Source organism: Streptomyces tirandamycinicus (assembly GCF_003097515.1).
GTDB classification, from domain to species: domain Bacteria; phylum Actinomycetota; class Actinomycetes; order Streptomycetales; family Streptomycetaceae; genus Streptomyces; species Streptomyces tirandamycinicus.
Window position 1 is genome coordinate 80,279 of the sequence record NZ_CP029188.1, and the last position, 24,715, is coordinate 104,993.

Here is a 24,715-nt window from a genome sequence, read left to right on the forward strand (position 1 = left end):
GCGTCAGCGGGGGCGTCGGCGGCGATGTCACCGATGGCGTCAGCGAAGACGTCAGCGAGGACGTCACCGACGGTGTCAGCGAAGGCATCGACGGGCGCACGTCAGGCCAGGCTGAACTTCTCCGCATGCACCTGCCGGTTGGGAACGTTCAGTGTCCGCAGCGCGCCGAGCACGGCCGAGGTCATGGCCGGCGGCCCGCAGACGTACACATCGCGTTCCACGATGTCGGAGACCAGAGCTTGGAGGTTGTCCGGCTCGAACGGCCGCGCCCCCGCGGCGGTCGGCCCGGTGAGCAGGTGCAGCCGGCCGCCGCGGCCGGCGAGCAGTTCTCGCACCTCGTCGACCAGCACGGCGTCGTCCGCGCTGCGCACCCGGTAGAGCACCACGACGTCACCGGCCGGGTGCTCCTCCAGGAGGGCTCGGATGGGTGTGATCCCCACACCGCCGGCGATCAGCAGGGCGCCCGGCCGTGTGCGGTGCAGTGAGGTGAATGCCCCGTACGGGCCCTCCATGAAGACGCGGGTCCCGACAGCGAGCTGCCGCAGACCCGCACTCGCCGTGCCGACCGCCCTCGCCGTCAGGCGCAGCGAGCGGCCGTCGGGCGCCGCGGACAGTGAGAACGGGTTCGCCAGCCACCAGTGGTTGTGCCCGGGGAAGCGCCAGATGGAGAACTGGCCCGCCCGGGCCGGGAGCCGGTCGAGGCGGTGTCCGGTGACGTACACCGACACCACCGTGTCCGACTCGGGCACCACGGCCGCGACCCGGAACCGGTGGTAGGAGTTGCGCCACACCGGCACCACGAACCGCCCGGCCACGAACGCACCGAACGCGAGCAGCCACATCGCCCACCAGTAGAACTGCGCGAACCCGGATGCGCTGAAGGTCGTGGTCTCCAGCAGCTGGTGGACGAACGACAGGCCTATGGCCGGGTACAGCAGCAGGTGCAGGCCGTGCCAGGTCTCGTACCGCAGCCGCCTGCGCAGGCTCCGGGTGGAGACCACGGCGATCAGGACCACCAGGGCAGCGGCGAGCATGCCCAGCAGGGAAGCCGGCACCCCGCTGAGCGCGAGGAACGTCGTCGGCATCGACGCGCCGTCGAGCCTCGCGTATCCGAGCACGACCAGGGTGGCGTGGGTGAGCAGGGTCCACAGCAGGGTGAAGCCGACCCACCGGTGCCACACCGTCAACCGGTCCATGCCGATGCGGCGATCCAGCCACGGCACGCGCGCCACCAGCAGCAGCTGGAACAGCATCAGCAGCGCGGCGTGCAGGCCGAAGAACTTGGCGACCGTGAGCGTCCCGTTCTTGCCGGTACCGGCGGTGAGGAACAGCGCCTCGACGATCACCACGTTGACGACCACGAACGTCCACAGCGCCCACTGCGCCGCGACTACCGGAAGAACCGTACCCCGCTGCATGTGATGACCCGTCGCCACCCTCGCCCCCTCAATCGCCGCGCTGCATCCCTCCGGGCCCCACCTCCGCGATGTCGCGGCACCGACGGCTTCCAGCCTGCCGTGAGGCCCCGATCGGTTGTACGGCAGCGGGCCCGGTCACGTTCACGGTACCGCTGACTCCCCGCGTGCCAGGGGGCTGTCGCACGGACGGGAACACGGCGCCGCGGCCCGCGGGACGTCCGGCGGCGTTCACCGGCTCCTTCGCACCGCAGCGGGCACCTTGACGGCCGGGCCCTCCTTGAGGAAGTCCTCGAAGGAGCGGCTGCCCGGCTGGGCAGCGGGGGCCAGATGCAGGCCCTGCCGGTAGGCCCCGGGCACGCGGCCCGGCAGGACCAGGGGCAGGATCGGCCGCCGCCGCCCGGTGACCCGCAGAAGGATCCGGGCCATGTCGGCCATCGTCAGGGTGTCGGGACCGGGCAGATCGGCGACACGTCCGGACGGGCCCACGGCGCTGAGCTCCACTGCCCGTGCGGCCACGTGCGGAGTGTCGACGCTCTGGAAGCTGGTGCGGGCCAGCACGGGCATGACCGGGAGACGGGACGCCCGGTCGAGGGCGTAGTGCAGCATGTCGTGGAACTGGGCGGCGCGCAGGATGGTGTACGGCAGTCCGGAGGTTTCGATGAGGCGTTCGGTGTCGTACTTGGCCCGGTAGTAGTCCAGCGGGTGACGGTCGACGCCGATGATGGACACGAACAGCAGATGCGGTGCCCCGGCCTTCGCCGCGGCCTTGATCAGGTGCTGGGCGGCCATGACGTCGCCGTCGCGGGTGCGGCCGTCCGTGGCGCAGTGCACGACGGTTCCCACGCCCGACAGCGCGCGTGCCAGGCCCTGCCCCGACGAAAGGTCGGCCTGGCACCAGTCGACGGCGGAGACGCCGGTGGCGGGCGGGCGGCGGGACAGGGCGCGTACCCGCCGTCCCCGTGCGAGCAGTTGCGCCAGGACATGACCTCCCAGGTTGCCCGTGGCGCCCGTTACCAGGGTGACCTCGTTCATGTGGTGATTCCTCTCCTGCGGGGCGGGCGGTGGACTGCGGGGGTGGTGGACTGCGCGGGTGGTGGACTGCGCGGGCGGCGGGTCGGGAGCCCGGCGGTCGACGCAACTCTCGCGACGGTCCCGTCGGGCACATCCGCCGGCCGCCCGTGACCGCCGTCGCCGACGCACCCGTGCGCCGGGCGAGGGGCCGCGCGCGTCCGGACCAGGGCCGCGAGGACATGCTCCGGACAGTCCTACTCTCGGTGTACGGGTGCCCCCAGGCAATGAGCGACGACTGCTCAAGACGCCGCCGCCATGCCGTCACGGCCGGGTCCCGCCTCCATCGCAGCGGTAGGTGAAGGAGACCGACGCGGTGTGCGAGGTCGGGGCGAGGACGTCCACGACCGCGCGGGCCTGGTGGACGCCGCGGCCGTGGAAGGTCCAGGCCAGAGGGAGTCCGACCTTCTCCCGGCCGAGCGGAACGGGCTGCTCCAGCACGCCTGAGTCGGTACCGTCACTGCGGATCCAGCGGTAGCGGATCGTCCCGGTGCCCCCGTTGGTCGTGACCGTGGCGACGACCGTGGCGCTGCCACCGCACGGCACCTCGGCGGCGCCGGCGCTCGCGGTGACGCCGGTGACCGCCAGCTCCGGTGACGGTCGCGGCCAGAGGAGGACGGCGACGGCCGCCACGACCAGGACGGCCGGCACCGGCCACCGGGCGCATCGGCGCGTCGGGCGCCGGGAACGGGCCGTGGAACGGGCCGGGCCGCCGCCGTGCCAGGCCGCTCTGAGCCGGTCCTGTGCCGGGTCGTGGTCGGGCAGGCGCATCGTCGGGTCACCGGTGGTGAGGGGGTTCAGCACATGTACGGCGGTGTTCCACACGGTCACGTCCGACGCGTGGGGGCCGCGGTGGGGGCCGCGGTGCGGGGGCGGTCCGGCAGGTTCCGGTGCGGCGTCCACCGCGGGGTAGTCGCTCCAGCCCGTCGTCAGGTACTCGGGGCCGCCGTCCCCGTCCGGGCCGGGGATGCGCTTCAGGCGAGTCGTCGGGGGGTCCGAGGGCTCGTGCACGGCGTCCCGTTCCCTCATCCGCGTTCCGGCCACGTGACGATGCACGCCAGGGAGGGCATGTCCCGGTAGGACCCGCCCGCCGCGGCGCCGGGTGTGGTGACCACCCGAAGGCCCCAGTAGCCCGGGCACGTGGTGAAGGCGTGGCGGTACGACAGGCGGTAGGTGGTGCGGCCGCTGAGGCGGTAGGTCTCGGTGGCCCCGTCCTGCTGCCCGGGGATTCCGGCCTTCTCGCTGTTGTACCAGGTCAGTTCAAGAGTGACCGGGTCCGTGCTCGTCGTGGTGACGATCAGGTCCGCGTCGGCGCCGCGCACCTGCGTCGACTCCTCCAGCGAGGCGATGTCCACCGAGCCGACCGCGACCGGCCCCGGGACGTCCTGCGGCACGGGGTCCGGCCCGCCGGTGCCGCGGGCATCTCCCGCTTCCTGCACTCCGGCTGCGGGGGCCGGTCCCGGCTCTCCCGGTGACGTGGTCCCCGACCCTCCGGCGGCGCCGCCGACCGGAACGGCGCCGGCCCCTCCGGTCGAGGAGGCGGCGGCGTCCGCCCCCGCCGCCGGGGAGCGGTCGGTGCCAGCATCCCCGGCCGGGGGGCGGGCGGCGCCTGTGAACCCTGGCGCCGGTGAAGGGGAGGAGGCGGAGGAAACGGGCGGGGAGGCCGACTGCCGTGACGGGGGCGCGAAGCCGGCGCCGGCCTCGCGCCCGCTCGCACCGGTCACCGGCGAGGCCGCGGAGGCCGGGTGGCTGAGGGAGTCGTCGGTGATCAGGACACCGGTCAGTGCGGTGACGCCCAGCAGCAGCCCCGCGCCGGCGAGCGCCGGAGCCCTGAGGGAGCGCTTCGCGACCTGGCCGCCTCCCGCACCCGGCGAGCCGCTGCGCGCCGCCGCCCGGCCGCCGGTCGTCGGCGTACGAGGGAATCGACGGGTTCCCGGACGGCCCGGATCCTCCAGTGCGGTCGTGGCCAGCGCCGTCGTCGCGTCCGTGCCGCGGTGCGCCGGACCGCCGGTCGGCAGGAGCAGTCCGGCCGCGAGAACGGCCAGGGTGCGGCGGCCCCGCTCCTCCCAGCCCGGCCCGTAGCCGTCGATCGCCGCCCGCTCCAGTTCGGTGAGGAACGCGGCCGCCGAAGCGGGCCTGTCCCGGGCGTCCTTGGCCATCCCGCGGAGAACGAGCGGGCGCACCGGTGCCGGGGCGGCTTCGGCGTCCACTTCCGCCGAGAGGTGCTGTACGGCGATCTCCGCCAGGCTCTCCCCGGCGAAGGGCCGTGCACCCGTCACGCACTCGAAGAAGGTGGCGGCGGCCGCGTAGACGTCGGTGGCGGGCGAGGCGGGGCCGCCCTGCCACTGCTCGGGTGCCATGTACATCGGCGTCCCCGCCTGGGCTGGAGAGCTCCCCTCCCGGGCCGCGATACCGAAGTCGATCAGCTTGGAGACCGCGTCGGCGGTGACCAGCACGTTCTCGGGCTTGTAGTCGCGGTGCACGACGCCGGCGCGGTGCGCCTCGGACAGCCCCAGCAGCGAGCCCTTGAGCACGGTCAGCGCCGCTTCCGGCGTGGTGGCGCCCTCGCGCCCCAGCAGTGCCCGCAGCGACGGGCCGTCGACCAGTTCCACGACGATGGCGGCGCCGTTCTCGTTCTCCACGTACCGGTGGAAGCGAGCCACGTGGGGGGAGTCGAGTTCCCTGAGCAGTGCGGCCTCGGCCCGGAACTCCCGGCGGAAGCGCGGGTCCGCGGACAGCCGTTCGTTCAGGTACTTGATCGCCACGGGCGTGCCGGTGCCGGCGTCGACGGCCCTCACCACGCGTCCGCTGCCTCCGGAACCCAGCTCTCGTGCCTCGATGTAGCCGGGGACTGACCAGGTGCTCACGGTTTCCCTCTGCCTTTCCTCTCCACCGGGCCGGTGTTCGGGCCCGCCCGTCAGCCTGGCTGCCCGGCTGCGGCCGCACATGAGTGGTCACTACTCATTTCCGCAGAGGCGCGTGTACGGGGGACCCGGTGCGCGTGTACGAGGAACCGGTGCGCGTGTACGGGGGCCCATTGCACGTGTACGGAAGGCCCGGTGGCGCTGTTCTGGGGGTCGTCTCACGCCCCGGAAACGCCGCGGCCCCGTTCCCGGTCGCCCTGCATAATGGCTCGCTGTCGTCATATGTCTCACCCACGGCGAGACGGGGGGAATGCGCACACAATGGAGCGAACCATGAGGGAGGGGGCACCGCTGCGCCGGTGGCCGCTCGTGGGGCGGGCGGCACAGCTGGCGGTCTGTGAGGAGGTCCTGTCGGATCCCCGGCGTTCCGCGCTGCTGATCTTCGGTGCGGCCGGGGTCGGCAAGTCACGGCTGGCCGAGGAGGTCCTGAGCCGGCCGGTCGCCGGACGATCGGTGAGCCGTGCGGTGGCGACGACCGCCGCGGCGCAGGTGCCGTTGGGAGCGGTGGCCCATCTGCTGCCGGACGGAGTGGACATGTCCGACCCGGTCTCCGGGTTCTCGGCCGTCTTCACGAAGATGGCCGGAAGCCGGGACCGGCACCAGCGCTCCGTCGTCCTGGTGGACGATCTGCATCTGCTCGATTCCACCTCCGTGATGCTGCTGCGCCAGCTGATGGACGCGCGGGCGGTGTTCCTGGTGGGCACCGTGCGCACGGGTGAGCCGGCGAGCGAGGCGGTCGCGTCACTGGGGCAGGGTGACGGCGTCCACCAGTTGGATCTCGCGGAGTTCACGCTTCAGGAGGTCGAGACGCTGCTGCAGCAGGTGCTCGGTGGGCCGGTGAACCGCCGGACGACACACGAGCTGTACACCGCGAGCAGCGGCAACCCGCTGTATCTGAGGGAGCTGGTGCAGGGTGCGCTCGCCACGGGGGCGCTGGCCGGCGACCAAGAACTGTGGGAGCTGGTGGCGGAGGACCGTCTGCCCGTCACCCGCCGGCTGACCGATGTGATCCGGCACCGGCTGTCGGCCGCCGACGCCTCCAGCAGGCTGGTGCTGGAGACCCTGGCGCTGTGCGAGCCCATGGCCCTGGCGCACCTGGAGGCCGGTGACGGGCCCGGTGTCCTGAACGCCCTGGAGCGCGCCGAGCTGATCACCATCGTCCGGGACCGGCGGCGCACCACGGTACGGCTGGCGCACCCGCTGTACGGAGAGGTGCTGCGGGCGGATCTGCCGGTCCTGCGCCGTCGGGGGATTCTGCTGGCCCAGGCCGCCGTGCTGGAGCAGTCGGGCGCCCGTCGCAGGGAGGACGCCCTGCACCTGGCCTCGTACCAGCTCGCCGCCACCGGCACCGCCGATCCCGCGCTGCTCACCGAGGCCGCCGCCCTCGCCTCGTACGCCCGCGACCACCCCCGGGCGCTCGAGTTCCTGCACGCCGTGCCCGAGGCCAAGCAGACCGTGCCGGTCCTGCTCCTGCTCGGCAAGTCACTGTACGAGATGGGGGAAACCGAGCCCGCGGAGAGCACTCTGGCCCGGGCAGACGCCCTGGCCGTGGACGAAGCAGAGGCACTGGCCGTGGCGCTGGTGCGCACGCAGAATCAGATCTGGGGAAAGGGCGTCACCGCCGAGGAGGCGATCGCGCTCGCCGACCGCGCCCGTGACCGGGTCACCAGCCCGCTCGGCCTGCGCGTCCTCCGGATCAACGAGGCTGCCATCCGGTTCAGCGTGGGCGACCTCGCGGAGAGCCTGCGCCTGCTCGCCGATCTGGAGCAGGACGCCCAGCAGGCGCCGGACGTGCAGATGTGGCTGATGGGGGCGACGACGAAGTCGGTGTCGCTGGCGTTCCTCGGCCGTGGCGCCGAGGCGACCGCCTGGGCGGAGCGCGCGGTCGCCGCCTGCTCGGGCGCCGACCTCGACATGTACACAACGATCACCTTCCAGGGAGCGGCCAACTCCGTCCTCGTCTGGGCGCTCACCTGGAGCGGCCGGCTGGACGAGGCACGGGCCGTCGGCGAGGCCGCCTACGCCGAACTCGCCGGGACCTACGCCAATCCGGAACGCATGCTCCTGGCCTACCAGTTGGGGTGCACCGCCTGGACGGCCGGGCATCCCGCGTCCGCCCGCCGCTGGTTCGCCGAGGTGACCCGTGCCGCCCGCACGCCCTCCCGGAGCGGGCGCGCCATGTCGCTCGCCGGCCTCGCCGCCTCCGCGGCGCTGCTCGGCGACGTTCCCGCTGCCGAGGCCGCGTTGGAGGAGTTCGACCGTACGCCCACGCCGGTGCGCCTGCCTCATGAACGGTTCGGGGAGGCGTGGCTGCTGGTGGCCCGCGGTGAGCTGAGCCAGGCGCGCGACGCTCTCCGCTCCGCGGCCGCCGAGGCGAGGGAGCGCGGGCACACGGGCTCCGAGGCGGTCCTCCTCACCGACCTCGCCAGGCTCGGCCGGGCACGGGAGGCCGCGCCCCGCCTCGCCGAACTGGCGTCCCGGTGCGGCGACGGCTCCCTCGTGTCGGCCCAGTCACGGTTCACCGCGGCCCTGGCCTCACGGGACGCGGACGAGCTCCTCGCGGTGTGCGACCTGCTGGAGGGCATGGGCGCGCATCTGCTCGCCGCCGAAGCCGCGAACACCGCCGCTGCGGTGTGGTCGAAGGCCGGAGACCCACGGCGGGCCGCTGCCGCCGCCGCGCGCTCCTCGGCGAACGCGGACCGCTGCGAGGGGGCGAGCACCCCGGCGCTCCTCGTTCCCACACCGACGTCTGCACCGCTCACCCCCCGCGAGCGGGAGATCGCGTTCCTCGCCTCCCGAGGTATGACGAGCAGGGATGTCGCGGCCCGGCTGACCATCTCCGTCCGTACGGTCGACAACCACCTCCAGCGCGTGTACGCCAAGCTCGGGATCACCGACCGGCGGCAACTGCCCCGACCCGGCAACGAACCGACGGGTACGCACGGGGGTTGAGGCGACGTGCCAGGAATCGGCTGGGCCCAGCTGGGCTCGTTCATGGTGCTGTGCCTGCTTCTCGCCGCAACCCCCGGCGCCAACCTCACGGTCGTGTTGGCCGGCGCACGAGAGGGTCACGGGGTGCGCGCTCGTCGGACTCGGTACGTGGCCGGCCGTGGGGCCGCACTGAACCGGTGGCATGCGCCCGGTCTCACCCGGGGCCTGGGCCCGGCTGGGGCTGCCCGAGGGGTCGGGGGCCGCCGTGCGGGGCGCGGAAGGCCCGCCGGTAACCGTGCGGTGTGATTCCCAGCCGGCGGGCGAAGTGGTGGCGCAGGGTGTCGACGGTGCCGAAGCCGCTTCGCCTGGCGATGACGGTGATCGGGTCGTCGGTGGTCTCCAGGTGGTGCTGTGCGAGCAGGACTCGTTGTCCCGTCAGCCACTGCAGCGGGGTGGTCCCGGTCTCCTGCCGGAAGCGGCGGGCGAAGGTACGCGGGGACAGATGCGCTTCGCGGGCCATCGCCTCGACGGTCAGTTCCCGGTCGAGGTTGGCTTCGATCCAGCTCAGGACGGGGGTGAGAAGGGTGCTTCCGTCCCGAGGCTGGGGGCGCTCCCGGTACTGGCGCTGGCCGCCTTCGCGGTGCGGCGGCGCGACCATGCGACGGGCGACGGCGTTGGCGACGGTGCTGCCGTGCTCCCTGCGGATCAGGTGGAGGCAGGTATCCACGCCGGCGGCGGTACCGGCCCCCGTGATGATCGGGTTCTCGTCGACATACAGCACGTCCGACTCGACATGGGCACGTGGATGGCGGCGAGCGAGTTCCCCGGTGTAGCGCCAGTGGGTGGTGCAGCGCCGGCCGTCCAGCAGGCCCGCCTCGCCCAGGAGGAATGCCCCGGTGCAGATGCTCAGGACACAGGCCCCTCGATCGACGGCGGCACGCAGCTCTTCGGCCAGGCGGTCCGGCTGCCGCACCCGGAGATCGTATGCGGGGACGCAGACGAGATCCGCGGAGGAGAGCCGTTCCGGGCCATGGGGTGCTCGTATCTCGAAGCCGTGCCGGGTGGGCACGGCGCCGGCGGCGGCCGACACGAGGGCGAAGTCGTAGACGGGCAGACCATCCTCGCCTCGGTCGATGCCGAAGACCTCGCAGAACACCCCCACCTCGAAGGCATGGCTGCCTTCGAGGGCCAAGACGGCGACATCGTGAATCATCGGCTCCCGGCCCCCGGTCTGCTGGTGATGGCGGGAACTTCAGCCTACCTGTCATTTCTGCCACTGCCGCCGCGCGGCCGGCCCTGAAAGGCTTGTGGCCGTTCCCCGCACGGCACGGCAGTTGGGCTGCAGATGATCAAGCCACCCCCCACCGCGGACACCACGGCGCTCTCGTCACGGGCCGCGCAGGTCCTACGCGGACTCGCGCTCGACGAGGAGCTGAAGTGGCACGTCCCGAAAGACCCGGTTCTCGGTCCCCTGGCCCGCAGGGTCGCCCGGCGCTTCGTGGCCGGCGAAGGCCTCACCGACGCTCGGGACCGCGCGCGGCGCGTCCTCGCCGAGGGCCACCGGGTGAGCGTCGAGTACCTGGGCGAGAGCTGCCGCGACCCGCGGCGGGCCACGACGGAGACGGACGTGTTCGTCGACGCCGCGCGACTCCTGCCGCCCGGCTGCTCGGTCTCCCTCGATCTCTCCCACATAGGCCTCGCCGTCGACGGGGAAGTCGCGCTGAGGAACGCCTCCCGCATCGCACGGGCCACCGCCGAGACCGGCCGGGAGCTGATGATCTCGGCCGAAGGCTCCGACCGCACCGATGCGGTGCTGGCCCTGCACCGGGCGCTGTGCGAACGCTTCGATCACGTGGGTGTCACCGTCCAGGCGCGACTGCACCGGACGGCCGAAGACCTGCGAGGGCTTCTCGCGCTCCCCGGGCGTATCCGCCTGGTCAAGGGTGCCTTCCTCGAACCTCGGAGTATCGCCTACACCCGCGAGGACCCCGCTCTGGCCGCCGCCTACCTCGCCTACGCGGAACAACTGGCCGACTCGGGCCACCGGTGTTCCTTCGCCACCCACGACTGGGACCTGATCCACCGCATCGACCAACACCTCGGCGGAGCGGGCCACGAGACCGCTCCCTGGGAGTTCGAAACCCTCCTGGGGCTCGGACCGGACCGCCTCGACGCCATGGCCGGACAAGGCCACCCCACTCGCGAGTACGTCGTCTTCGGCACCGAATGGTGGCTCTACGTCTGCAACCGACTCGCCGAGGACCCTGGGCGCCTGCTCCAAGCACTCGTCGACGCCGCTGCCCGGTGATCCGATGCTCGTGCGGTTCGTTCGACGATCGCGGAACGCCGCAGGTCCGGCACCCGACAGACGGGGTGGATGCCGAGATCCCGTGCGACGGGCCCGACGGTCCGGTGCAGGCCGGCCTTGACGACCCGCGTGCTCGCGGAGTTCGTCCGGGTGTTCACGGGGACGCTGTCGTGGTGCCGGTGGATCTCCTTCGCCGCGATCGTGGCCCCGGCATCGGCGACTCCACGCACCGGCGTACGACTCACCGCTCACACCGCCCACGAGCCGTGACCGCAAACCCGTGGACACGTTCGGCCTCGAAGTCCACGATGTGCGCATGTTGGGTACTCTTCTCGCCTTCCTCGGCGCCTGCACCCTGGTTGCGGCATCGCCCGGCCCGAGCACCATGCTGATCGTGCAGCAGTCCCTGCGTAGCAGGCGCGCGGGTTTCCTCACCGTGCTGGGCAACGAGACCGGCGTCTTTCTCTGGGGTGTCACCGCCTCGCTCGGGCTCACGGCGCTGCTTGCCGCCTCCCAACTGGCCTACGACGTCATGCGAATCGTCGGCGCGGCGGTTCTGATCGTGTTCGGCGTCAGGGCGCTGGTGAACGCGCGCCGAGTGCGGGACGGGGCAGCCGAGCACGGACCTGCGGCAGTGCGCTCGGGATGGAGTGCGTACCGCTCGGGTCTGCTGCTCAACCTCGCCAATCCCAAGGCCGCGGTCTTCGCGATGTCCTTCCTGCCGCAGTTCGTGCCGGCGGGCGCGCCTCATCTGGCCACCATGATCGGGCTGTCGACCGTCTGGGCGGTGTTCGAGATCGGCTACTTCGGACTGTACGTATGGTTCGTCGGCCGGCTGAGGGCGATCATCTCCCGAGCCGAAGTGCGCCGGCGCCTCGAGCAGGTCTCCGGCGGTGTGCTGCTCGTTCTGGGCATCCGGATGGCCGTCGAGAGCTGACGATCCCCGCTTGGCGCGGAAGCGGGTGGAATGACCGAGCACGCGGTCGGCTCCCCTCTCGCGCCCGGCGGTTCCCGCCGCGGCGATGCGAAACGTGACCACCGGATCGTGAAGTGCCGTGTCGGCGCGTGGTGTCGGCGCTGGAGTTCGCCGAGGTCCGGACCGGCGGATCGCGAGACGGTACCGGCGAGATCGACTCGAGGCGGGCGCCGGGACGGGACCGCTTCGGTTCCGCCCCTCATGAGCGGCCGACGGCCTCCGTCGCCACCGGGGTGTCCACGCGGCGGGTCACGGGGGCCGGGCGGCGGGGAGCGAGCGAGGTCAAGGCCACACCGCCGACCAGCAGGACCCCGGCCCACCAGCGCAGCCCGCTCACCGGCTCACCGAGGAAGAGGGCCGCCGCCGACATCCCGAAGACCGGGACGAGCAGGGAGAAGGGGGCCACCGTGGACGCCGGGTGGCGGCGCAGCAGCCAGCCCCAGGCACCGAAGCCGAAGACGGTCGTGGCCCAGGCGACGTAGAGGACCGTGCTCGCACCCTGCCAGTCAAGGGTGCTCAGCGCCGCGAGGTCGCGCGACGGGCCCTCGATCACCAGGGACAGGGTTAGCAGCGGCAGCACGGGGACGGTGCTGACCCAGACCATGAAGTTCAGCGCGTCCGGCGGGGCCGCTTTGCGGGTGAGGACGTTGGAGACGCCCCAGCAGGCGGCCGCCGCGACGCACAGGGCGAACGCCCCGAGCGGTCCGGACTCGCCCTCGTCCACGGCCGCGACGGCGATCCCGGCCAAGGCCACGACCATGCCCAGGGCGCCCAGCCGCGAGGGGCGTTCCCCCAGGGCGGCGAAGGCGATCACGGCCGTGAACACCGCCTGGATCTGGAGGACCAGGGAGGAGAGGCCGGCCGGCATCCCGGTGTCCATCGCCACGAACAGCAGCCCGAACTTGGCCACGCCGAGGACCAGCCCGACCGCGATGATCCACCTCCACGCGACCCTGGGGCGGCCCACCAGGAACACCGCGGGAATCGCGGCCGCGAGGAAGCGCAGTGCGGAGAAGAGCAGGGGCGGGAAGTGGTCGAGGCCGATCTCGATGACGGTGAAGTTGACGCCCCAGACGGCGGCGACGAGGACGGCGAGGGCGAGGTGTGCAGGACGCATGGGCCGAGGATCACACCGAGGGACCATGAAGTACCAGCGATGATTGCTGCATGGTTGGATGAAGGGACGCTAATCGGTGGCGCCGCTTGTGACGGGAGGCTCTCATGCTCGACCTGCAGCGCCTGCGCGCCCTGCACGCCGTCTCCGTGCACGGCAGCGTCGGCGCCGCCGCCTCCGCCCTGGGCTTCACGCCGTCCGCGGTGTCCCAGCAGATCGCCAAGCTGGAGCGGGAGACCAGGACCGTGCTGCTCGAACGCGAGGGGCGCGGTGTCCGGCTGACCCCGGAGGCACGGCAGCTCGTGGCCGTCGCCCGGGAGTTGCTGGCCATCGTGGAGCGGGCGGAGACCGAGTTGGAACAGCGGCGCGGGAAACCGGCCGGGCGACTCACCATCGCCGCCTTCGCGTCGGCGGCGCGCGGACTGCTGCCCGAGGTCCTCGCCGACCTGGCCGTACGGCATCCGGCGATGGATGCACGGCTCAGCGAGGTCGACCCGCATCTGTCGGTCGGCATGGTCGCCAAGGGAGCGGTCGATCTGAGCGTGGTTCACGACTGGGACGTCGCGCCCCTATCGCTGCCGCCGGGGGTGGAACAGGCGGTGATCGGAGAGGACCGGTGCACGCTGCTGGTGCCCCAAGGGCATCCGTTCGCGGGGCGCGATGCGGTGCGGCGCGAGGACCTCGGCGGTGAGCGGTGGGTATGCCAACCGCCGGGCCGGGTGTGCCACGAATGGCTGGTGCGGACCCTGCGGGCGGCCGGGCACCGGCCGGAGATCGTTCACCAGGCGGACGAGAACCCGACCCTGGTGGCGCTGGTCGCCGCCGGCCTCGGCATCTGCCTCATCCCACGCCTGGGGCGTGGTCCGCTACCCGCCGGGGTGGTGGAGGTCGCGCTCGAACCCACGCCGGTGCGGCGGCTGTACGCACTGTGGCGCACCGGGGCAGCCCAGCGCCCCGCGATCACCGAGACCGTCCGCACCCTGCGGAAACACTGGCCCAGCGCGGCCCGACCGAGTCGTCCGGCGGCTCGCGTCCCGTGCCCGGACTGAACGCCGCGCGCGTCGATGCTCACCTCACCGTGCAGGACGGCGACGCGATCGGCGGGTTCGGGACGCCACCGCGGCCGCCAGGGGATCGAGCACGGTCACGGACCGCCGCGGCGGGACGCGCGCACTCGGGCCGGGCACGGCGGATGGGGCGGTGCCACTCACCCGGGGGTAAACCGGGATCTCCCGATCGGCCGCCGACGGGGCGGCCGGCCGGGAGATCGCCGACGCGCTGGTGCCGACACCGCGCGGTCGACGACCCCTTGAGCGACGTCCACGGGAGCACGGGGTGACGAACCGGCGTGCACTGCCTCGGGTGCTGCCCTCGGCGCCTGCCCGCCCGGCCCGGCGGCCGCCCTGGAGGTGACACCGTAACCGCTGCTCACGGAGTGTTCAGGGAGTCGTCGGCGAGCGCGTCCAGCGTCTGCGCGAACAGGCGGGTCTTGATGGCGCCGAGCGTCCTGCCGTCCTTGCGTCCCATGTCGTCCGCCAGGTCCCTCGCGGAGGACAGCACGGCGTCCTGTGCGGTGGCCCTGGTGACCAGGCCGACCCTCGCGGCCTGCTCCCCGCCGTACCGCCGTCCGCTGATCATGGCCTCATGCGCTGCGGCCCCGGGGAGACGGGCGGTGATCAGCGCGTTCATACCCGGAGTGAAGGGGAGGTGCAGATCCACTTCCGGCAGGCAGAAGAACCCACGGTCCTCGCGCATGACGCGGAAGTCGTGCGCGAGGGCCAGCATGGCGCCGGCAGCGAAGGCGTGGCCCTGGATGGCGGCGACGGTCACGACCGGGAGCGACAGGACGCGCGCGAACAGCCGGTGAGTGGCGATCACGAGTTCGTCGAGGCGCGCCGGGTTGGCACCGATCCAGTCCAGGTCGAGCCCGGTGGACCAGAACGTGCCGTCGGCCACGGTGATCAGCGCCCGTGGCGCCTCCACGGCCTCGAGCCGGTCGAGGGCATGGTTGCAGGCCGCGATCCAGTCCGGGGTGAACCGGTTCTCTCCGTCGCCGAGACGCAGGATGAAGGTGACGTCGTCGGCCTGCTCGAGGACGGGCATGTGGGGAGTCCTTCCGCTGTGTGCTTCGTGTGGCGGTGCGCGGCCGCGGCCGAACGGGCCCGGGTGCCGGCGGTCCGGCCACACCGTGCGGCCCACTCGCCGCGGCATGGGCCCCATCAGGTCACGGACGTGACGGCGGCGACGTGAGCAGCCGCTACTCAGCGTCGTCGCAGGGCCCTGCGCTCAGCCGGGCGCCGCCGGCTGAGTACCAACTGCTCATCAACGGGGGCGAAGCGGGCCGTAGCTTCTGCCTCGTCCGCGGAAGTCGTCCGTCACGGACGCCGAACCCGGAGCGGGCGGCCACCGGCCGGCTCCTCGCCGGCCCAGTTCAGGAAAGAACCCGATGAGAAGCTCTCCGTCCCCGGCATACGCGGCGACGGCGGAGGCCGCGATCTGGCTGTCCGCCCTGCTGGTGTCGCTGCTGCACGTGCTGCCCACACCTCTCAGCCCGGTGACCGACATGGTCAGCGAGTACGCGTTGGGGAGGTTTCCCCTACTGGCCGACACCTCGTTCCTGGCGATCGCCCTTGCCGCCCTCACGCTCGCCGTGAGCCTGCGCGGCGTCCTGCCCGGGGGCCCCGCGGCCCTGACGGGACTGGCCGGACTCGTGGTCACGGCACTCGGCGCGGCCGTCCTGCCGTTCTTCGTGACGGACCCCCAGTCGCCGCCCTCGTCGACCCACGGAACGATCCACCTGGTCGCCGCTCTGCTGTCCATGACGTCGCTCACGGTGGCGATACTCGCTCTCGCGCTGCGCTTCCGGACGCTCCCGCGGTGGAGTCGACTCGCTCCGTCGAGCTTCGTGTGCGCCGGGGTCATGGCCGTGAGCCTGGTGCCGATGCTGCTGGACCTGTGGCCGGGACTCACGGAGCGCATCCTGATCGTGGCCGGGATGTGCTGGATCGGCATGACGGCGCGCCATCTGCGCACCGGGGGGCCGAGCCGATGAGTCCCGCTCCCCCACCACGGCTCGCCGCTCTGGTGTCCGGCGTCGAGCCGTCGGCGCTGCGGGAGATCCTGGCCCTGACCTCGCATAGCCGGGTCGTGTCCTTCGCCGGCGGACTTCCCGATCCCGAACTGTTCGACCACGAGGGGCTGCGCCTCGCGTTCGAACGGGTACTGGCGCCGGGGGCTCGCCATGTCTTCCAGTACTCGCGGACCGAGGGCGATCCGGAGCTGCGTGCGGCGATAGCCGGACGCCTCGGCCGGCGGGGGCTGCCGACCGCTCCCGACGACCTGCTGATCACCACTGGATCACAGCAGGCACTCGCCCTGACCGCCGCGGCCCTGCTGGATCCGGGGGACACCGTGCTCGTCGAAGAGCCCTGCTATCTGGCCGCGCTCCAGTGCTTCGGGCTGGCGGGGGCCCGAGTGGTGCCGCTACCGGCGGCGGGCCCCCTCGACCCCGATCTGCTCGGAGAGCTGGTGCGCCGTGAACGCCCCAAGCTGCTGTACCTGATACCGAACTTCCAGAATCCCACCGGCCGCACCATGACGGCTCACCTGCGGTACGAGGTGGCGCGGGTGGCCGCGGACCACGGTCTCTGGATCGTCGAGGACGACCCCTACGGGGAGCTGCGCTACCGCGGCGAGCCGGCTCCCGCGGTGGCCGCGTGTCCCGGAGCGGAGGACCGCACCATACTGGTGGGCAGTTTCTCCAAGATCCTCGCTCCCGGCCTGCGCATCGGCTGGCTCCGCGCGCCGCACGGCGCGCGCCGGGCCCTGCACATCGCCAAGCAGACCGCCGACCTGCACACCTCCACACTCGACCAGGCCGCGGTCGCCGCGTATCTGGCGGGCGGCCGCATCGACGGACACATCGCCGGGTTGCGCCAGGCGTACGCGTCGAGGATGCAGGCCATGCTGGAGGGCCTCGCGAACGCTCTGCCGGACGGAAGCACCTGGAGCACACCGGACGGAGGCATGTTCCTCTGGGTGCGCCTGCCCGAGCACATGGACGCCGAGGCGGTTCTGCCGGCGGCGCTGCGCCACAACGTCGCCTATGTGCCCGGTTCCCACTTCTTCACCGGCAGATCCGACCCCGCCTGTATGCGGCTGTCGTTCACCGCCCATCCTCCGGAGCGGATCGCGGATGGTCTGGCCCGTCTCGGCGCAGTCCTTCAGGGCGCGCGGTAGGGGCTTCGCGTCGTGGCGCGATCCGATGCCGTCGCCGAGGTGGACGGGGACGTCGACCCGCTCCCCTGCTCGGGAGCCGGCCCGGGGCGGGCACGCGGTCGACGACCGCCGGCACAGGCTGAGTAGCGAGTACTCAGGGATCCACCACCTGGCTTGTCCGAGAATGCGGAGACAAGCAAGCCGACGTGCCGACGTCGCAGTGCAGCCGAGAGGAGAGGACGACGTGGCCTCTACCCGTTCCTCTGGCATGCGGAGGGTCGCCTGGCGCGAAGCCGCGTGGCTCAATCCCCCTCCGGTCTGCGATACCGGGCCGGACGACCTGGTTGTCTCCACTGCCGCGGGCAGCGACTTCTGGCGCCACACCGCCTACGGCTTCGTACGCGACGACGGCCACGCTCTGTTGACCCCCATGGAGGAGGCGACAGCCGTCGAGGTCTCCTTCGAGGCACGCTTCCGTACTCGCTACGATCAGGCCGGGGCCATGATCCGAGCCGACCGGGAGACATGGATCAAGGCCGGAGTGGAGTTCACCGACGGTGTGCCTCATGTCGGAGCGGTGGTGACGCGGGGCGTTTCGGACTGGTCGCTGTCGCCCGTTCCGGCCTGGGCCGACCGACCGGTCACCGTCCGGGTGAGCCGGGTGGCCGACACGGTGACCGTGCGGGCACGGTGTGAGGCGGAGCCGTGGCGGCTGGTGCGTGTCGCCCCTTGGCCGGCCGGCGCCGCGTCGACAGCGGGACCGTACTGCTGTTCGCCGGGACGGAGCGGGCTCGACGTCCGCTTCAGCCGCTTCGCCATGGGACCGGCCGATCCGGGTCTCCACGCCATCCCGTGACCGGCGAGCCGAACGCGCCGCCGGCGACCGCCGATGCGAGCCGCCGAAACCGCGCCGAGTACGCACTCGGGTCGTCACTCGGGTCGTCGACCCGTATGAACCCGATCGCCCGCGGGTTCTCACGTCCCTGCGCCATCGCAGTGGGCCGCGCCCCAACCCTCACGCCTCGCCGGGAGCCGCGCACACGTCAGAGTGATCGACGCCGCCGGGAGGCGGGCACCGTACACAGGAGATGCCGATGCGCAACAGGAGAGTCGGCGTGCCCCAGGCCATGCCGACCCGCCACGAGGTCTGGGAAAGGCCCTGGCCCCTGGTGGGGAGGGACCGGATTCTGGACCTCTTCACCCAGGCCGTACGCCATCGCCGCGTCCAGGGCGTTCTCATACACGGGCCCGCCGGGGTGGGGAAGACACGGCTCGCCGAAGCGTGCCGAGACCGGGCCGAGAAGGCCGGTCTCACCACCCACTGGGTGGTCGCCACGGCGGCGGCGGCCGCCGTGCCCCTGGGCGCCGTCGGCCACGTGATCCCACCAGGGGTCGATCTGTCGGATCCGGTTGCCGGCTTCGCCGCCGTTGCCGCCGCCCTCGGCCGGGGTGGCGAGGACCGTGTGGTCCTGCTGATCGACGATCTCCATCTCCTCGACGCGACGTCGGTGATGCTGGTGCGTCAGTTGATGGACTCGGGCTCCGCGCTGCTCATCGGCACCGTGCGCACGGGGGAGCCGTACCCCATGGCGGCGGCCTTCGGCACCGGCGACGCGATCCACCGGGTCGACGTCGAAGCCTTCACCGAGGAGCAGGTGGCGCAGGTGCTGGCGTCCGTGCTGGGCGGATCGGTGAGCGCCCGGACATCCCACGAAATGTACGCGGCCAGCGCCGGAAACGCTCTCTACCTGCGAGAACTGGTGCTCGGCGCGCTGAGCAGCGGGGCTCTGAACAGCGACGGCGAGGTGTGGCAGCTGGCCCCGGGCCCGCGCACCGGAACCCCCAGGCTCAGGGAGCTCATCGCAGCCCGCCTGAGCCGGGTGTCCGAGGCCGGCACCGCGGTCCTCGAACTGCTGGCCCTGTGCGAGCCGGTGGCACTGGCCGATGCCCAGGCCGTTGCCCGACTCCACGACCTTGTCGAGCTCGAACGTCTTGGCTGCCTCAAGGTCGTCAAGGAGGGTCGTCGGCATCTCGTGATGCTGGCACACCCCTTGTACGGCGAAGTCGTACGAGAAGGGATCGCCGAACTCCGCCGCAGAACGATCCTGCTCGACCAGGCGGCCCGTCTCGAGGCCCGCGGCGCCCGCCGTCAGGACGACGCGCTGCACGTCACGTCATGGCGCCTGACCGCGACCGGCACCGCGGATCCGCGGCGACTCCACGAGGCCGCTGCCCTCGCCCGCCACAGCCACGACTATCCGCAGGTCGTCCGGCTGATCCAGGCCCTGCCGGCGAGCGCGCACACCGTCCGCGACCGGCTGCTGCTCGCCGACGCGCTGTTCGAGCTCGGCAGGCCCGAGGAGGCGGAGAACGAGCTCGAGCGGGCCAGCAGCCTTTCCACCACGGAGCATGAGCGGTTGGCCGTCGTCGCTGCCTACTGCGTCAACGCTCTGTGGGGCATGGCACAGGCGTCCAAGGCACTGCGCATGATCGACGCCGGCCGCGGGGAGCTGCAGTCGCCCGAGTCACTCGCCGTGCTCGCGATCAACGAGGGCTGCATCCTGGCCGCCTGCGGCCAGCCCACGGCAGGGCTCGCCTTCCTCGACGTCCTGGAGGACGACGCCGGCGCGACCTCGGACATGAGCGTGTGGCTGTTCGCCGCGGCGGTACGCACCCGAGCGCTGCAGATGACCGGCCGACTGCGCGAGGCGCAGAACTGGGCGGAGCGGGCTCATGCCACACATCGGCGGGTGAGCCGTCTGGCGACATCGGCGCCCCACCCGGCGATCCAGCGGGCCCCGGCCGTCCTGGCCACGGCGGAGGCAGGGGACATCCACGAGGCTCGCGCGCTGGGCCGGCGGCTGTTCGGTGAGCTCGTCCGCTCGGAAGCGGGGCTTCCCCGGATGTGGGTCGCCTACTTCCTGGCGCGCGTGGAGTGGCTGGCGGGGCATGCCGCCGGCGCGCGCCGCTGGAACGCCGAATGTGTCGCGATCGCCCGCTCTCACCATGGGACACGGCCCATGCGCGACGCCATGGGGTCGCTCGCCGCGTCCATGGCCCTGGTCGGCGACACCGGTCCGGCCGCGGCGGAGTTGTCCGCCCTCGACCGCGCGGATGCCGACATGGCCGAACTCGAGTTCATGGGCCTGGCCGTCTCCCCTGGACGGGCTCTGGGAGAGGCCTGGCACCTGGCGGCGACCGGACACCTCGCGCAAGCTCGGGCGAGGCTGCTGCACGCAGCCGAAGGCCTCGGGGACAGCGGCAACCTCTCGGCGGAGGGCATGTTGCTCGTGGACGTGGCCCGGCTCGGCGGAGCACGCGACGTCGCCGATCGCCTGGCCCGCATCGCAGCCCGGTCCGAGGGTGCACTGGCCACGGTTCACGCCGACTTCGCCGCAGCGCTCGACGGCGACGACCCCGAGTGGCTGATGCGGACCTCGCAGAGGCTGGAGGACACCGGCAGCGACCTCGCGGCCGCGGAGGCCGCCGCCGCGGCGGCCGGTCTCTTCCGCAGGCAGCGACTTTCGCGCAGGGCGACGGCAGCCGCCCTCCGTTGCCGCGGTCTCGCCGAGCGCTGCGAAGGCGCGCACACCCCACTTCTGGCAACCGTGGACGTCACGGTGCCGCTCACCCGCCGACAGAGCGAAATCGCCCGGCTCGCCGCAGCCGGCGCCACCAGCCAGGAAATCGCCGACCGGCTGGTGCTGTCCATACGCACGGTGGACAACCACTTGGCGCAGGTCTACGGCAAGCTGGGCGTGACGGGCCGCCGCGATCTGGCGCGCGCCCTCGGTACACGCTGACTCCGGCTGGCAGCCCGAGCGAGCTCACATCGCACGCAGTGGATCAAGACGTCCTGGACGAAGCAGTCCCGGGGGGCCTGGCCAGTGGAAACGCACCCATCGGTCCCGGACGAACGACGACTTCCGAGAGCCGGGTACGACGGCGGGCACCGGGCCGATGGCAGAACGCCGGTTCGCCCGTGCTCAGTTGACGGCCCCGGTACGGGCGTACCGGCCCGGGGTGGTGCCCACGACCCGCTTGAAGTGCCGGGTGAGATGGGACTGGTCGTAGAAGCCGGCCACGCTCGCCACCTCGCCCGGCGGCTGGCCGTCGAGCAGCAGACGGCGGGCCAGGTCGACGCGGCGCGACGTCATGTACTGGTGGGGGGCGATCCCGAAAGCCCTGCCGAACGCGCGGACGAGGTGCGCGGGGTGGGCGTGCAGGAGGCGTGCGGCCTCGTCCAGGGTGATGCCCTCACGCAGCCGCTCGTCGAGAAGGTCCCGCAGGCTCTGGGCGACGCCTCGGCCCGGCCCCGTACGGCCCGGGACCAGCCTGGGGCGCAGGTGCATGCGCAGCCGTTCGCCGATGAGGGCCAGGCGGCTCTCCGCCTCGAACTCGTCGCCCCGGTTCGCCAGGGCCGCGTGCAACTGCCCGACGCGTGTACGCAGGACGGGATCGGTGAGGTCCGGGCCGTCCACCGCCGGTCCGATGAAGCGCTCGTCCAGCTGTGTCATGTCGAGGTAGAGCACGCGCTTGCGGAAGCCGTGAGAGGTGGCGGGTGAGCCGTTGTGCGGGACCTTCGGCGGGAGAAGGCTGACCGTGTCGCTCGGAGTGGCCCGTTCATGGCGGTCCAGGTCGTAGCGGACCGCGCCGTCGTCGACGATCAGCAAGGTCCAGGCGTCGTGGACGTGCATGGGGTACGCGTGCTCGGTGAAGCGGGCGTGGAAGACCTCGACGACACCCGCCACCGGCGGGCGCCAGGCGCGGATCTCCCGCTGGGGCGTCATGCAAGGAACATACAAGACGCGGAACGCGGGCATCCGGGAGTCTCGGCGCATGAGAGACGAGAAGGAGACCGGTATCGGGTGCGAGAGCGCACCCGTCCGCTTCCCCACCAAGATCGCCGTTCTGCTGCGGGACGACCTCGAGTCCTGGCAGCGCCTGAACGTGACCGCCTTCCTGGTCAGTGGGCTCGGCACGGCGTCACCCGAGGTGATCGGCGAGCCGTACGCGGACGCGGACGGCACCGCGTATCTGCCGATGTTCCGCCAGCCGGTACTCGTCTTCGAGGGGACGAAGGAGACTCTGGCCGCCGCACACGGCCGCGCGCTGTCGCGCTCCCTGCCCCGCGCCGTGTTCACGTCGGACCTGTTCGGCACGGGCAACGACCGCGACAACCGGGCGGCGGTACGGGCCGTGGGGAAGGACCTCCTCGATCTGGTGGGGCTGGCCACCTACGGGCCGCGCAACGCGGTGGACAAGGTCCTCAAGGGCGCACGCATGCACCCCTGAACGACGCCGGATCGTACCGCAACTCACGACGGCCGCACCCCGACGCGGCATCCTTCCGGGGCACCCCTGCCCAGGCCGGGACTCTGACCCGCGGCCCGGCCGGGGATGCCCCGCGCCGGCCGGAGTTGCCGGCGCAGCGGTCATCCCCGGCCCGGTCCTGAACAGGCCGTTCTCGCGCACCAGCCGGTCGCGCGCCGCACGCTGATGGGCGCGACAGCGCACTCTCTCCACCTCGTGCATCTCCGCGGGCCCCGCCCCGGCCTGCGCGCCGACTCGGGCGACGGCGGCGGCTCCTGGGAGGCCGCGGCGGCGCGGGAGATCTCGCGGGCACAGCCCGCCCAGCGCCTCAGCGGCCGAACCCGGCTGCCGCCGCGCGGCGGCCGCTCGCCGTGCCCCGGACGGCACGAGCGGGCCCGGACGGCACGAGCGGGCCCCCGGCCCCGCCTCGGCACCTGCGACGGCCGCACCGCGGCCGTGCCACCCGCCGTCCGGAGTCGTGAGCCTTGCCCGTCACGACGGGAGGGGTAGTGCCCCGAGTGCCCACATCGCCTACCAGCCGCCTCCGATGCACTGACGGACCGTCACCAAGCTGCTCACGCTCAGCGGCGGACGTTCCCGGGTGGGCGCCTGGGAACGTGCGGGTGTGGCCGGAGCAGGGCCATCCGGGTGCAGCCCGGGGCGCCGGTGGCTTCCTCCCCGCCCGCTGACCGGTATGACTGGGGCGCGGGCGCTGCACCGCGACCGGCGGCCGGGGCGGGCCTGCCTCCGTGTCAGACGTCGAGAGCCGTGAGGTGCGCACGATGGTTGTGGTGGGACACGTGCTCGCGGCGGTCTTCGGGCTTGCGGCCATCGCCAAGGCGGCTGACCGCAGCGGACTGCGTCGGGCCATCGTCGACTTCGGGCTTCCGGCCCGGGCCGCGGCGCCTCTCGGAGGGCTTCTCGTGATCTGCGAACTCGGCGTCGCGGTGGCCCTCGCCGTCCCGCCGTGGGAACGCGGTGGCGCGCTGGGGGCGCTCGTGCTGCTGATCGGTTTCAGCGTCGCCGTCGCACTGAACGTGTCGCGCGGGCGGACCCCCGCGTGCCGTTGCTTCGGAGGACTCGACGCCACCCCGGTCGGCTGGTCGACCGTCGCGCGCAACGGGCTCCTCGCGTCCCTGGCGGCGTTCGTCGCCGTCGGCGGACGCTACCCCTGGCTCTTCGCGGGGCTTGCCGTCACCGCAGCGCTCGCCTGGATGGGGATGCGGCGCGGACGTGGTGGGAAAGTGCGGCCGGGCATGGCCGCACCCGGCTTCTCGCTGCCGGACGAGACCGGCCGGACGTGGAGCATGGACCGCCTGCTGGCGGCGCACCGGCCGCTTCTCCTCGTCTTCAGCGATCAGGCCTGCGGCGCCTGCAGCGCCTTGCTCCCGCAGGTGGCCCGGTGGCAGGAGACCCACGGCGAACGCATCACCATCGCCGTTGTCAGCGGGGGTCCACAACGCGCGGGCGCCGTCGCCGCGGCCGGCGCGCCGGACGGCACAGGTGGAGCACCCGGGGCCGCTCCCCGCAGGCTGCTGGCCGACCCGGACCGCAGGGTGACGGCTGAGTACGGGATCACCGCCACCCCCTCCGCCGTGCTGATCGACGCCGAACGGGTCGTGCTGGCCGCCACGGCGGTCGGCGCGGCGCAGATCGGCGAACTGGTCGGCAAGGCACTGCGGACCCCCGGCGGCCCGACGATCGCGCGGCGGGCGGTGCTGTTCGCGTCGGCGGCTCTGGCACCCGCTCTCGCCTCGGCCTGCGCTGCGGCCCGGGACATCAAAGGCATCGCCCCCTCCGGGAAGCAGCCGAAGCAGGTCAAGTCGGGCGACGGATGGCTGTGCGACCAGCGCTACGCGCTGTGCACCTCGGCGGCGTGCGAGCCGTCGCCGGACGATCCGAACGTCGTCCTCTGCCGCTGTGTGGTCGAGGACGGCTACTCCTACGGGTTCACCTCGTGTGCCGAGCGAGCGCCGCGGGGCGACAGGCTGGTCTCGACGTTCTCGGTGCAGCACACCACCAGCCGAACGCACGCGATGACCTGCACCGGCCGTGCCCGATGGGCGAACTGCCTCGATGTGACCTGCCGGGTCGATCCGCACGACCCTCACCGGGCGCTGTGCCGGTGCCAGTCGGTGGAGAGCGAGGACTTCCTGACGTTCGGCGGCGACTGCGACACCGGCACCTGCACTACGGTCATCTGGTCCGCGGCGACACGGCAGTTGCCGGGCGTCGCCGAGTACAAGAGCGCCATGCGGAGCATCGGTTCCCCGGTGACCTTCCCGGACGCGTGTCCCAGCGGTACACCTCGGGCGATCGACCCGCCCGGGCCGTGAGCGGGAAGCTGCCGGAGGTGCCGTCCGTCCCCCGCCCGGCCCCCGTCCCCTCCCCTCCCCCATGGCTCGGGGTCTCGGTCTCGGCTCGGGTACGGTGAGCGGGCAGTCG

19 protein-coding genes are annotated in these 24,715 nt (G+C 72.6%); 11 read left to right on the forward strand and 8 right to left on the reverse strand.

Features of this window, described 5'->3' with window-relative positions:
* Positions 1-101: 101 nt before the first annotated feature.
* The 4 genes from DDW44_RS00370 to DDW44_RS00385 form a co-directional block, all read right to left on the reverse strand.
* A complete protein-coding gene (locus DDW44_RS00370; RefSeq protein ID WP_108905155.1) occupies positions 102-1,418 on the reverse strand; it encodes a ferredoxin reductase family protein in 1,317 nt (438 codons plus the stop codon).
* A gap of 228 nt (positions 1,419-1,646) precedes the next feature.
* Positions 1,647-2,450 carry an SDR family oxidoreductase gene (locus DDW44_RS00375; RefSeq protein WP_108905156.1) on the reverse strand — a complete coding sequence of 268 codons (804 nt, stop codon included), beginning with the start codon at positions 2,448-2,450 and terminating at the stop codon, positions 1,647-1,649.
* Between the two features lie 300 nt (positions 2,451-2,750).
* Positions 2,751-3,497, reverse strand: coding sequence for a hypothetical protein (locus tag DDW44_RS00380; protein ID WP_244223934.1), 747 nt, complete (start codon positions 3,495-3,497; stop codon positions 2,751-2,753).
* A 14-nt stretch (positions 3,498-3,511) separates the two neighbouring features.
* The gene (locus DDW44_RS00385) at positions 3,512-5,353 is read right to left on the reverse strand and encodes a serine/threonine-protein kinase (protein ID WP_108905158.1); all 1,842 of its coding nucleotides are present in this window, start codon (positions 5,351-5,353) and stop codon (positions 3,512-3,514) included.
* A 330-nt stretch (positions 5,354-5,683) separates the two neighbouring features.
* Here DDW44_RS00385 and DDW44_RS33125 point away from each other — a divergent pair, with 330 nt between their 5' ends.
* Positions 5,684-8,362 (forward strand): ATP-binding protein, encoded by a 2,679-nt coding sequence (locus DDW44_RS33125; RefSeq protein WP_108905159.1) that lies wholly within the window; start codon positions 5,684-5,686, stop codon positions 8,360-8,362.
* A gap of 193 nt (positions 8,363-8,555) precedes the next feature.
* Here DDW44_RS33125 and DDW44_RS00395 read toward each other — a convergent pair whose 3' ends face one another.
* Complete coding sequence (locus DDW44_RS00395; protein WP_108905160.1) at positions 8,556-9,554, reverse strand: GlxA family transcriptional regulator; 999 nt, start codon at positions 9,552-9,554, stop codon at positions 8,556-8,558.
* 132 nt (positions 9,555-9,686) lie between these two features.
* On the opposite strand from DDW44_RS00395, the gene DDW44_RS00400 reads away from it, so the two are divergent.
* The 3 genes from DDW44_RS00400 to DDW44_RS00405 all read left to right on the forward strand — a co-directional run bounded on the left by DDW44_RS00400 (position 9,687) and on the right by DDW44_RS00405 (position 11,586).
* Positions 9,687-10,649, forward strand: a complete 963-nt coding sequence (locus DDW44_RS00400; protein ID WP_108905161.1) for a proline dehydrogenase family protein — start codon at positions 9,687-9,689, stop codon at positions 10,647-10,649.
* Between the two features lie 117 nt (positions 10,650-10,766).
* A complete protein-coding gene (locus tag DDW44_RS31875; protein WP_167455465.1) occupies positions 10,767-10,919 on the forward strand; it encodes a hypothetical protein in 153 nt (50 codons plus the stop codon).
* A 46-nt stretch (positions 10,920-10,965) separates the two neighbouring features.
* Positions 10,966-11,586, forward strand: a complete 621-nt coding sequence (locus tag DDW44_RS00405; RefSeq protein WP_108908688.1) for a LysE family translocator — start codon at positions 10,966-10,968, stop codon at positions 11,584-11,586.
* Between the two features lie 238 nt (positions 11,587-11,824).
* On the opposite strand, the gene DDW44_RS00410 is transcribed toward DDW44_RS00405, so the two are convergent.
* On the reverse strand, positions 11,825-12,742 hold the full coding sequence (locus DDW44_RS00410) for an EamA family transporter (protein ID WP_108905162.1): 918 nt from the start codon (positions 12,740-12,742) through the stop codon (positions 11,825-11,827).
* 104 nt (positions 12,743-12,846) lie between these two features.
* Between DDW44_RS00410 and DDW44_RS00415 the strand changes: the two genes are divergently transcribed.
* Complete coding sequence (locus DDW44_RS00415; protein WP_108905163.1) at positions 12,847-13,788, forward strand: LysR family transcriptional regulator; 942 nt, start codon at positions 12,847-12,849, stop codon at positions 13,786-13,788.
* 379 nt (positions 13,789-14,167) lie between these two features.
* Here DDW44_RS00415 and DDW44_RS00420 read toward each other — a convergent pair whose 3' ends face one another.
* Positions 14,168-14,842 (reverse strand): enoyl-CoA hydratase-related protein, encoded by a 675-nt coding sequence (locus tag DDW44_RS00420; RefSeq protein WP_017946947.1) that lies wholly within the window; start codon positions 14,840-14,842, stop codon positions 14,168-14,170.
* A gap of 343 nt (positions 14,843-15,185) precedes the next feature.
* Between DDW44_RS00420 and DDW44_RS00425 the strand changes: the two genes are divergently transcribed.
* The 4 genes from DDW44_RS00425 to DDW44_RS00440 all read left to right on the forward strand — a co-directional run bounded on the left by DDW44_RS00425 (position 15,186) and on the right by DDW44_RS00440 (position 20,760).
* Positions 15,186-15,791 (forward strand): DUF998 domain-containing protein, encoded by a 606-nt coding sequence (locus DDW44_RS00425; RefSeq protein WP_108905164.1) that lies wholly within the window; start codon positions 15,186-15,188, stop codon positions 15,789-15,791.
* Positions 15,788-16,978: an aminotransferase-like domain-containing protein gene (locus DDW44_RS00430; RefSeq protein ID WP_167455466.1), complete on the forward strand. Its 1,191-nt coding sequence runs from the start codon at positions 15,788-15,790 to the stop codon at positions 16,976-16,978. The genes DDW44_RS00425 and DDW44_RS00430 overlap by 4 nt, the downstream gene beginning before the upstream one ends.
* 247 nt (positions 16,979-17,225) lie before the next feature.
* Positions 17,226-17,813 carry a DUF1349 domain-containing protein gene (locus DDW44_RS00435; RefSeq protein ID WP_108905166.1) on the forward strand — a complete coding sequence of 196 codons (588 nt, stop codon included), beginning with the start codon at positions 17,226-17,228 and terminating at the stop codon, positions 17,811-17,813.
* 238 nt (positions 17,814-18,051) lie between these two features.
* Positions 18,052-20,760, forward strand: coding sequence for a LuxR C-terminal-related transcriptional regulator (locus DDW44_RS00440; RefSeq protein WP_244223935.1), 2,709 nt, complete (start codon positions 18,052-18,054; stop codon positions 20,758-20,760).
* Positions 20,761-20,943: 183 nt separating this feature from the next.
* On the opposite strand, the gene DDW44_RS00445 is transcribed toward DDW44_RS00440, so the two are convergent.
* Positions 20,944-21,747, reverse strand: a complete 804-nt coding sequence (locus DDW44_RS00445) for a helix-turn-helix transcriptional regulator (RefSeq protein WP_108905167.1) — start codon at positions 21,745-21,747, stop codon at positions 20,944-20,946.
* Between the two features lie 49 nt (positions 21,748-21,796).
* Here DDW44_RS00445 and DDW44_RS00450 point away from each other — a divergent pair, with 49 nt between their 5' ends.
* Both DDW44_RS00450 and DDW44_RS00455 read left to right on the forward strand, forming a co-directional pair.
* Positions 21,797-22,252, forward strand: coding sequence for a DUF2000 domain-containing protein (locus DDW44_RS00450; RefSeq protein ID WP_108905168.1), 456 nt, complete (start codon positions 21,797-21,799; stop codon positions 22,250-22,252).
* A gap of 800 nt (positions 22,253-23,052) precedes the next feature.
* The gene (locus DDW44_RS00455) at positions 23,053-24,606 is read left to right on the forward strand and encodes a MauE/DoxX family redox-associated membrane protein (protein WP_244223936.1); all 1,554 of its coding nucleotides are present in this window, start codon (positions 23,053-23,055) and stop codon (positions 24,604-24,606) included.
* Positions 24,607-24,715 lie beyond the last annotated feature (109 nt).

Coding starts and splice junctions, on each gene's coding strand:
- DDW44_RS00435 (WP_108905166.1), top strand. CDS start 17,226: ATGCGGAGGGTCGCCTGGCGCGAAGCCGCGTGGCTCAATCCCCCTCCG.
- DDW44_RS00420 (WP_017946947.1), bottom strand. CDS start 14,842: ATGCCCGTCCTCGAGCAGGCCGACGACGTCACCTTCATCCTGCGTCTC.
- DDW44_RS00395 (WP_108905160.1), bottom strand. CDS start 9,554: ATGATTCACGATGTCGCCGTCTTGGCCCTCGAAGGCAGCCATGCCTTC.
- DDW44_RS33125 (WP_108905159.1), top strand. CDS start 5,684: ATGAGGGAGGGGGCACCGCTGCGCCGGTGGCCGCTCGTGGGGCGGGCG.
- DDW44_RS00370 (WP_108905155.1), bottom strand. CDS start 1,418: ATGCAGCGGGGTACGGTTCTTCCGGTAGTCGCGGCGCAGTGGGCGCTG.
- DDW44_RS00400 (WP_108905161.1), top strand. CDS start 9,687: ATGATCAAGCCACCCCCCACCGCGGACACCACGGCGCTCTCGTCACGG.
- DDW44_RS00430 (WP_167455466.1), top strand. CDS start 15,788: ATGAGTCCCGCTCCCCCACCACGGCTCGCCGCTCTGGTGTCCGGCGTC.
- DDW44_RS00445 (WP_108905167.1), bottom strand. CDS start 21,747: ATGACGCCCCAGCGGGAGATCCGCGCCTGGCGCCCGCCGGTGGCGGGT.
- DDW44_RS00425 (WP_108905164.1), top strand. CDS start 15,186: ATGAGAAGCTCTCCGTCCCCGGCATACGCGGCGACGGCGGAGGCCGCG.
- DDW44_RS00455 (WP_244223936.1), top strand. CDS start 23,053: ATGGTTGTGGTGGGACACGTGCTCGCGGCGGTCTTCGGGCTTGCGGCC.
- DDW44_RS00450 (WP_108905168.1), top strand. CDS start 21,797: ATGAGAGACGAGAAGGAGACCGGTATCGGGTGCGAGAGCGCACCCGTC.
- DDW44_RS00440 (WP_244223935.1), top strand. CDS start 18,052: ATGCGCAACAGGAGAGTCGGCGTGCCCCAGGCCATGCCGACCCGCCAC.
- DDW44_RS00410 (WP_108905162.1), bottom strand. CDS start 12,742: ATGCGTCCTGCACACCTCGCCCTCGCCGTCCTCGTCGCCGCCGTCTGG.
- DDW44_RS00415 (WP_108905163.1), top strand. CDS start 12,847: ATGCTCGACCTGCAGCGCCTGCGCGCCCTGCACGCCGTCTCCGTGCAC.
- DDW44_RS00405 (WP_108908688.1), top strand. CDS start 10,966: ATGTTGGGTACTCTTCTCGCCTTCCTCGGCGCCTGCACCCTGGTTGCG.
- DDW44_RS00375 (WP_108905156.1), bottom strand. CDS start 2,450: ATGAACGAGGTCACCCTGGTAACGGGCGCCACGGGCAACCTGGGAGGT.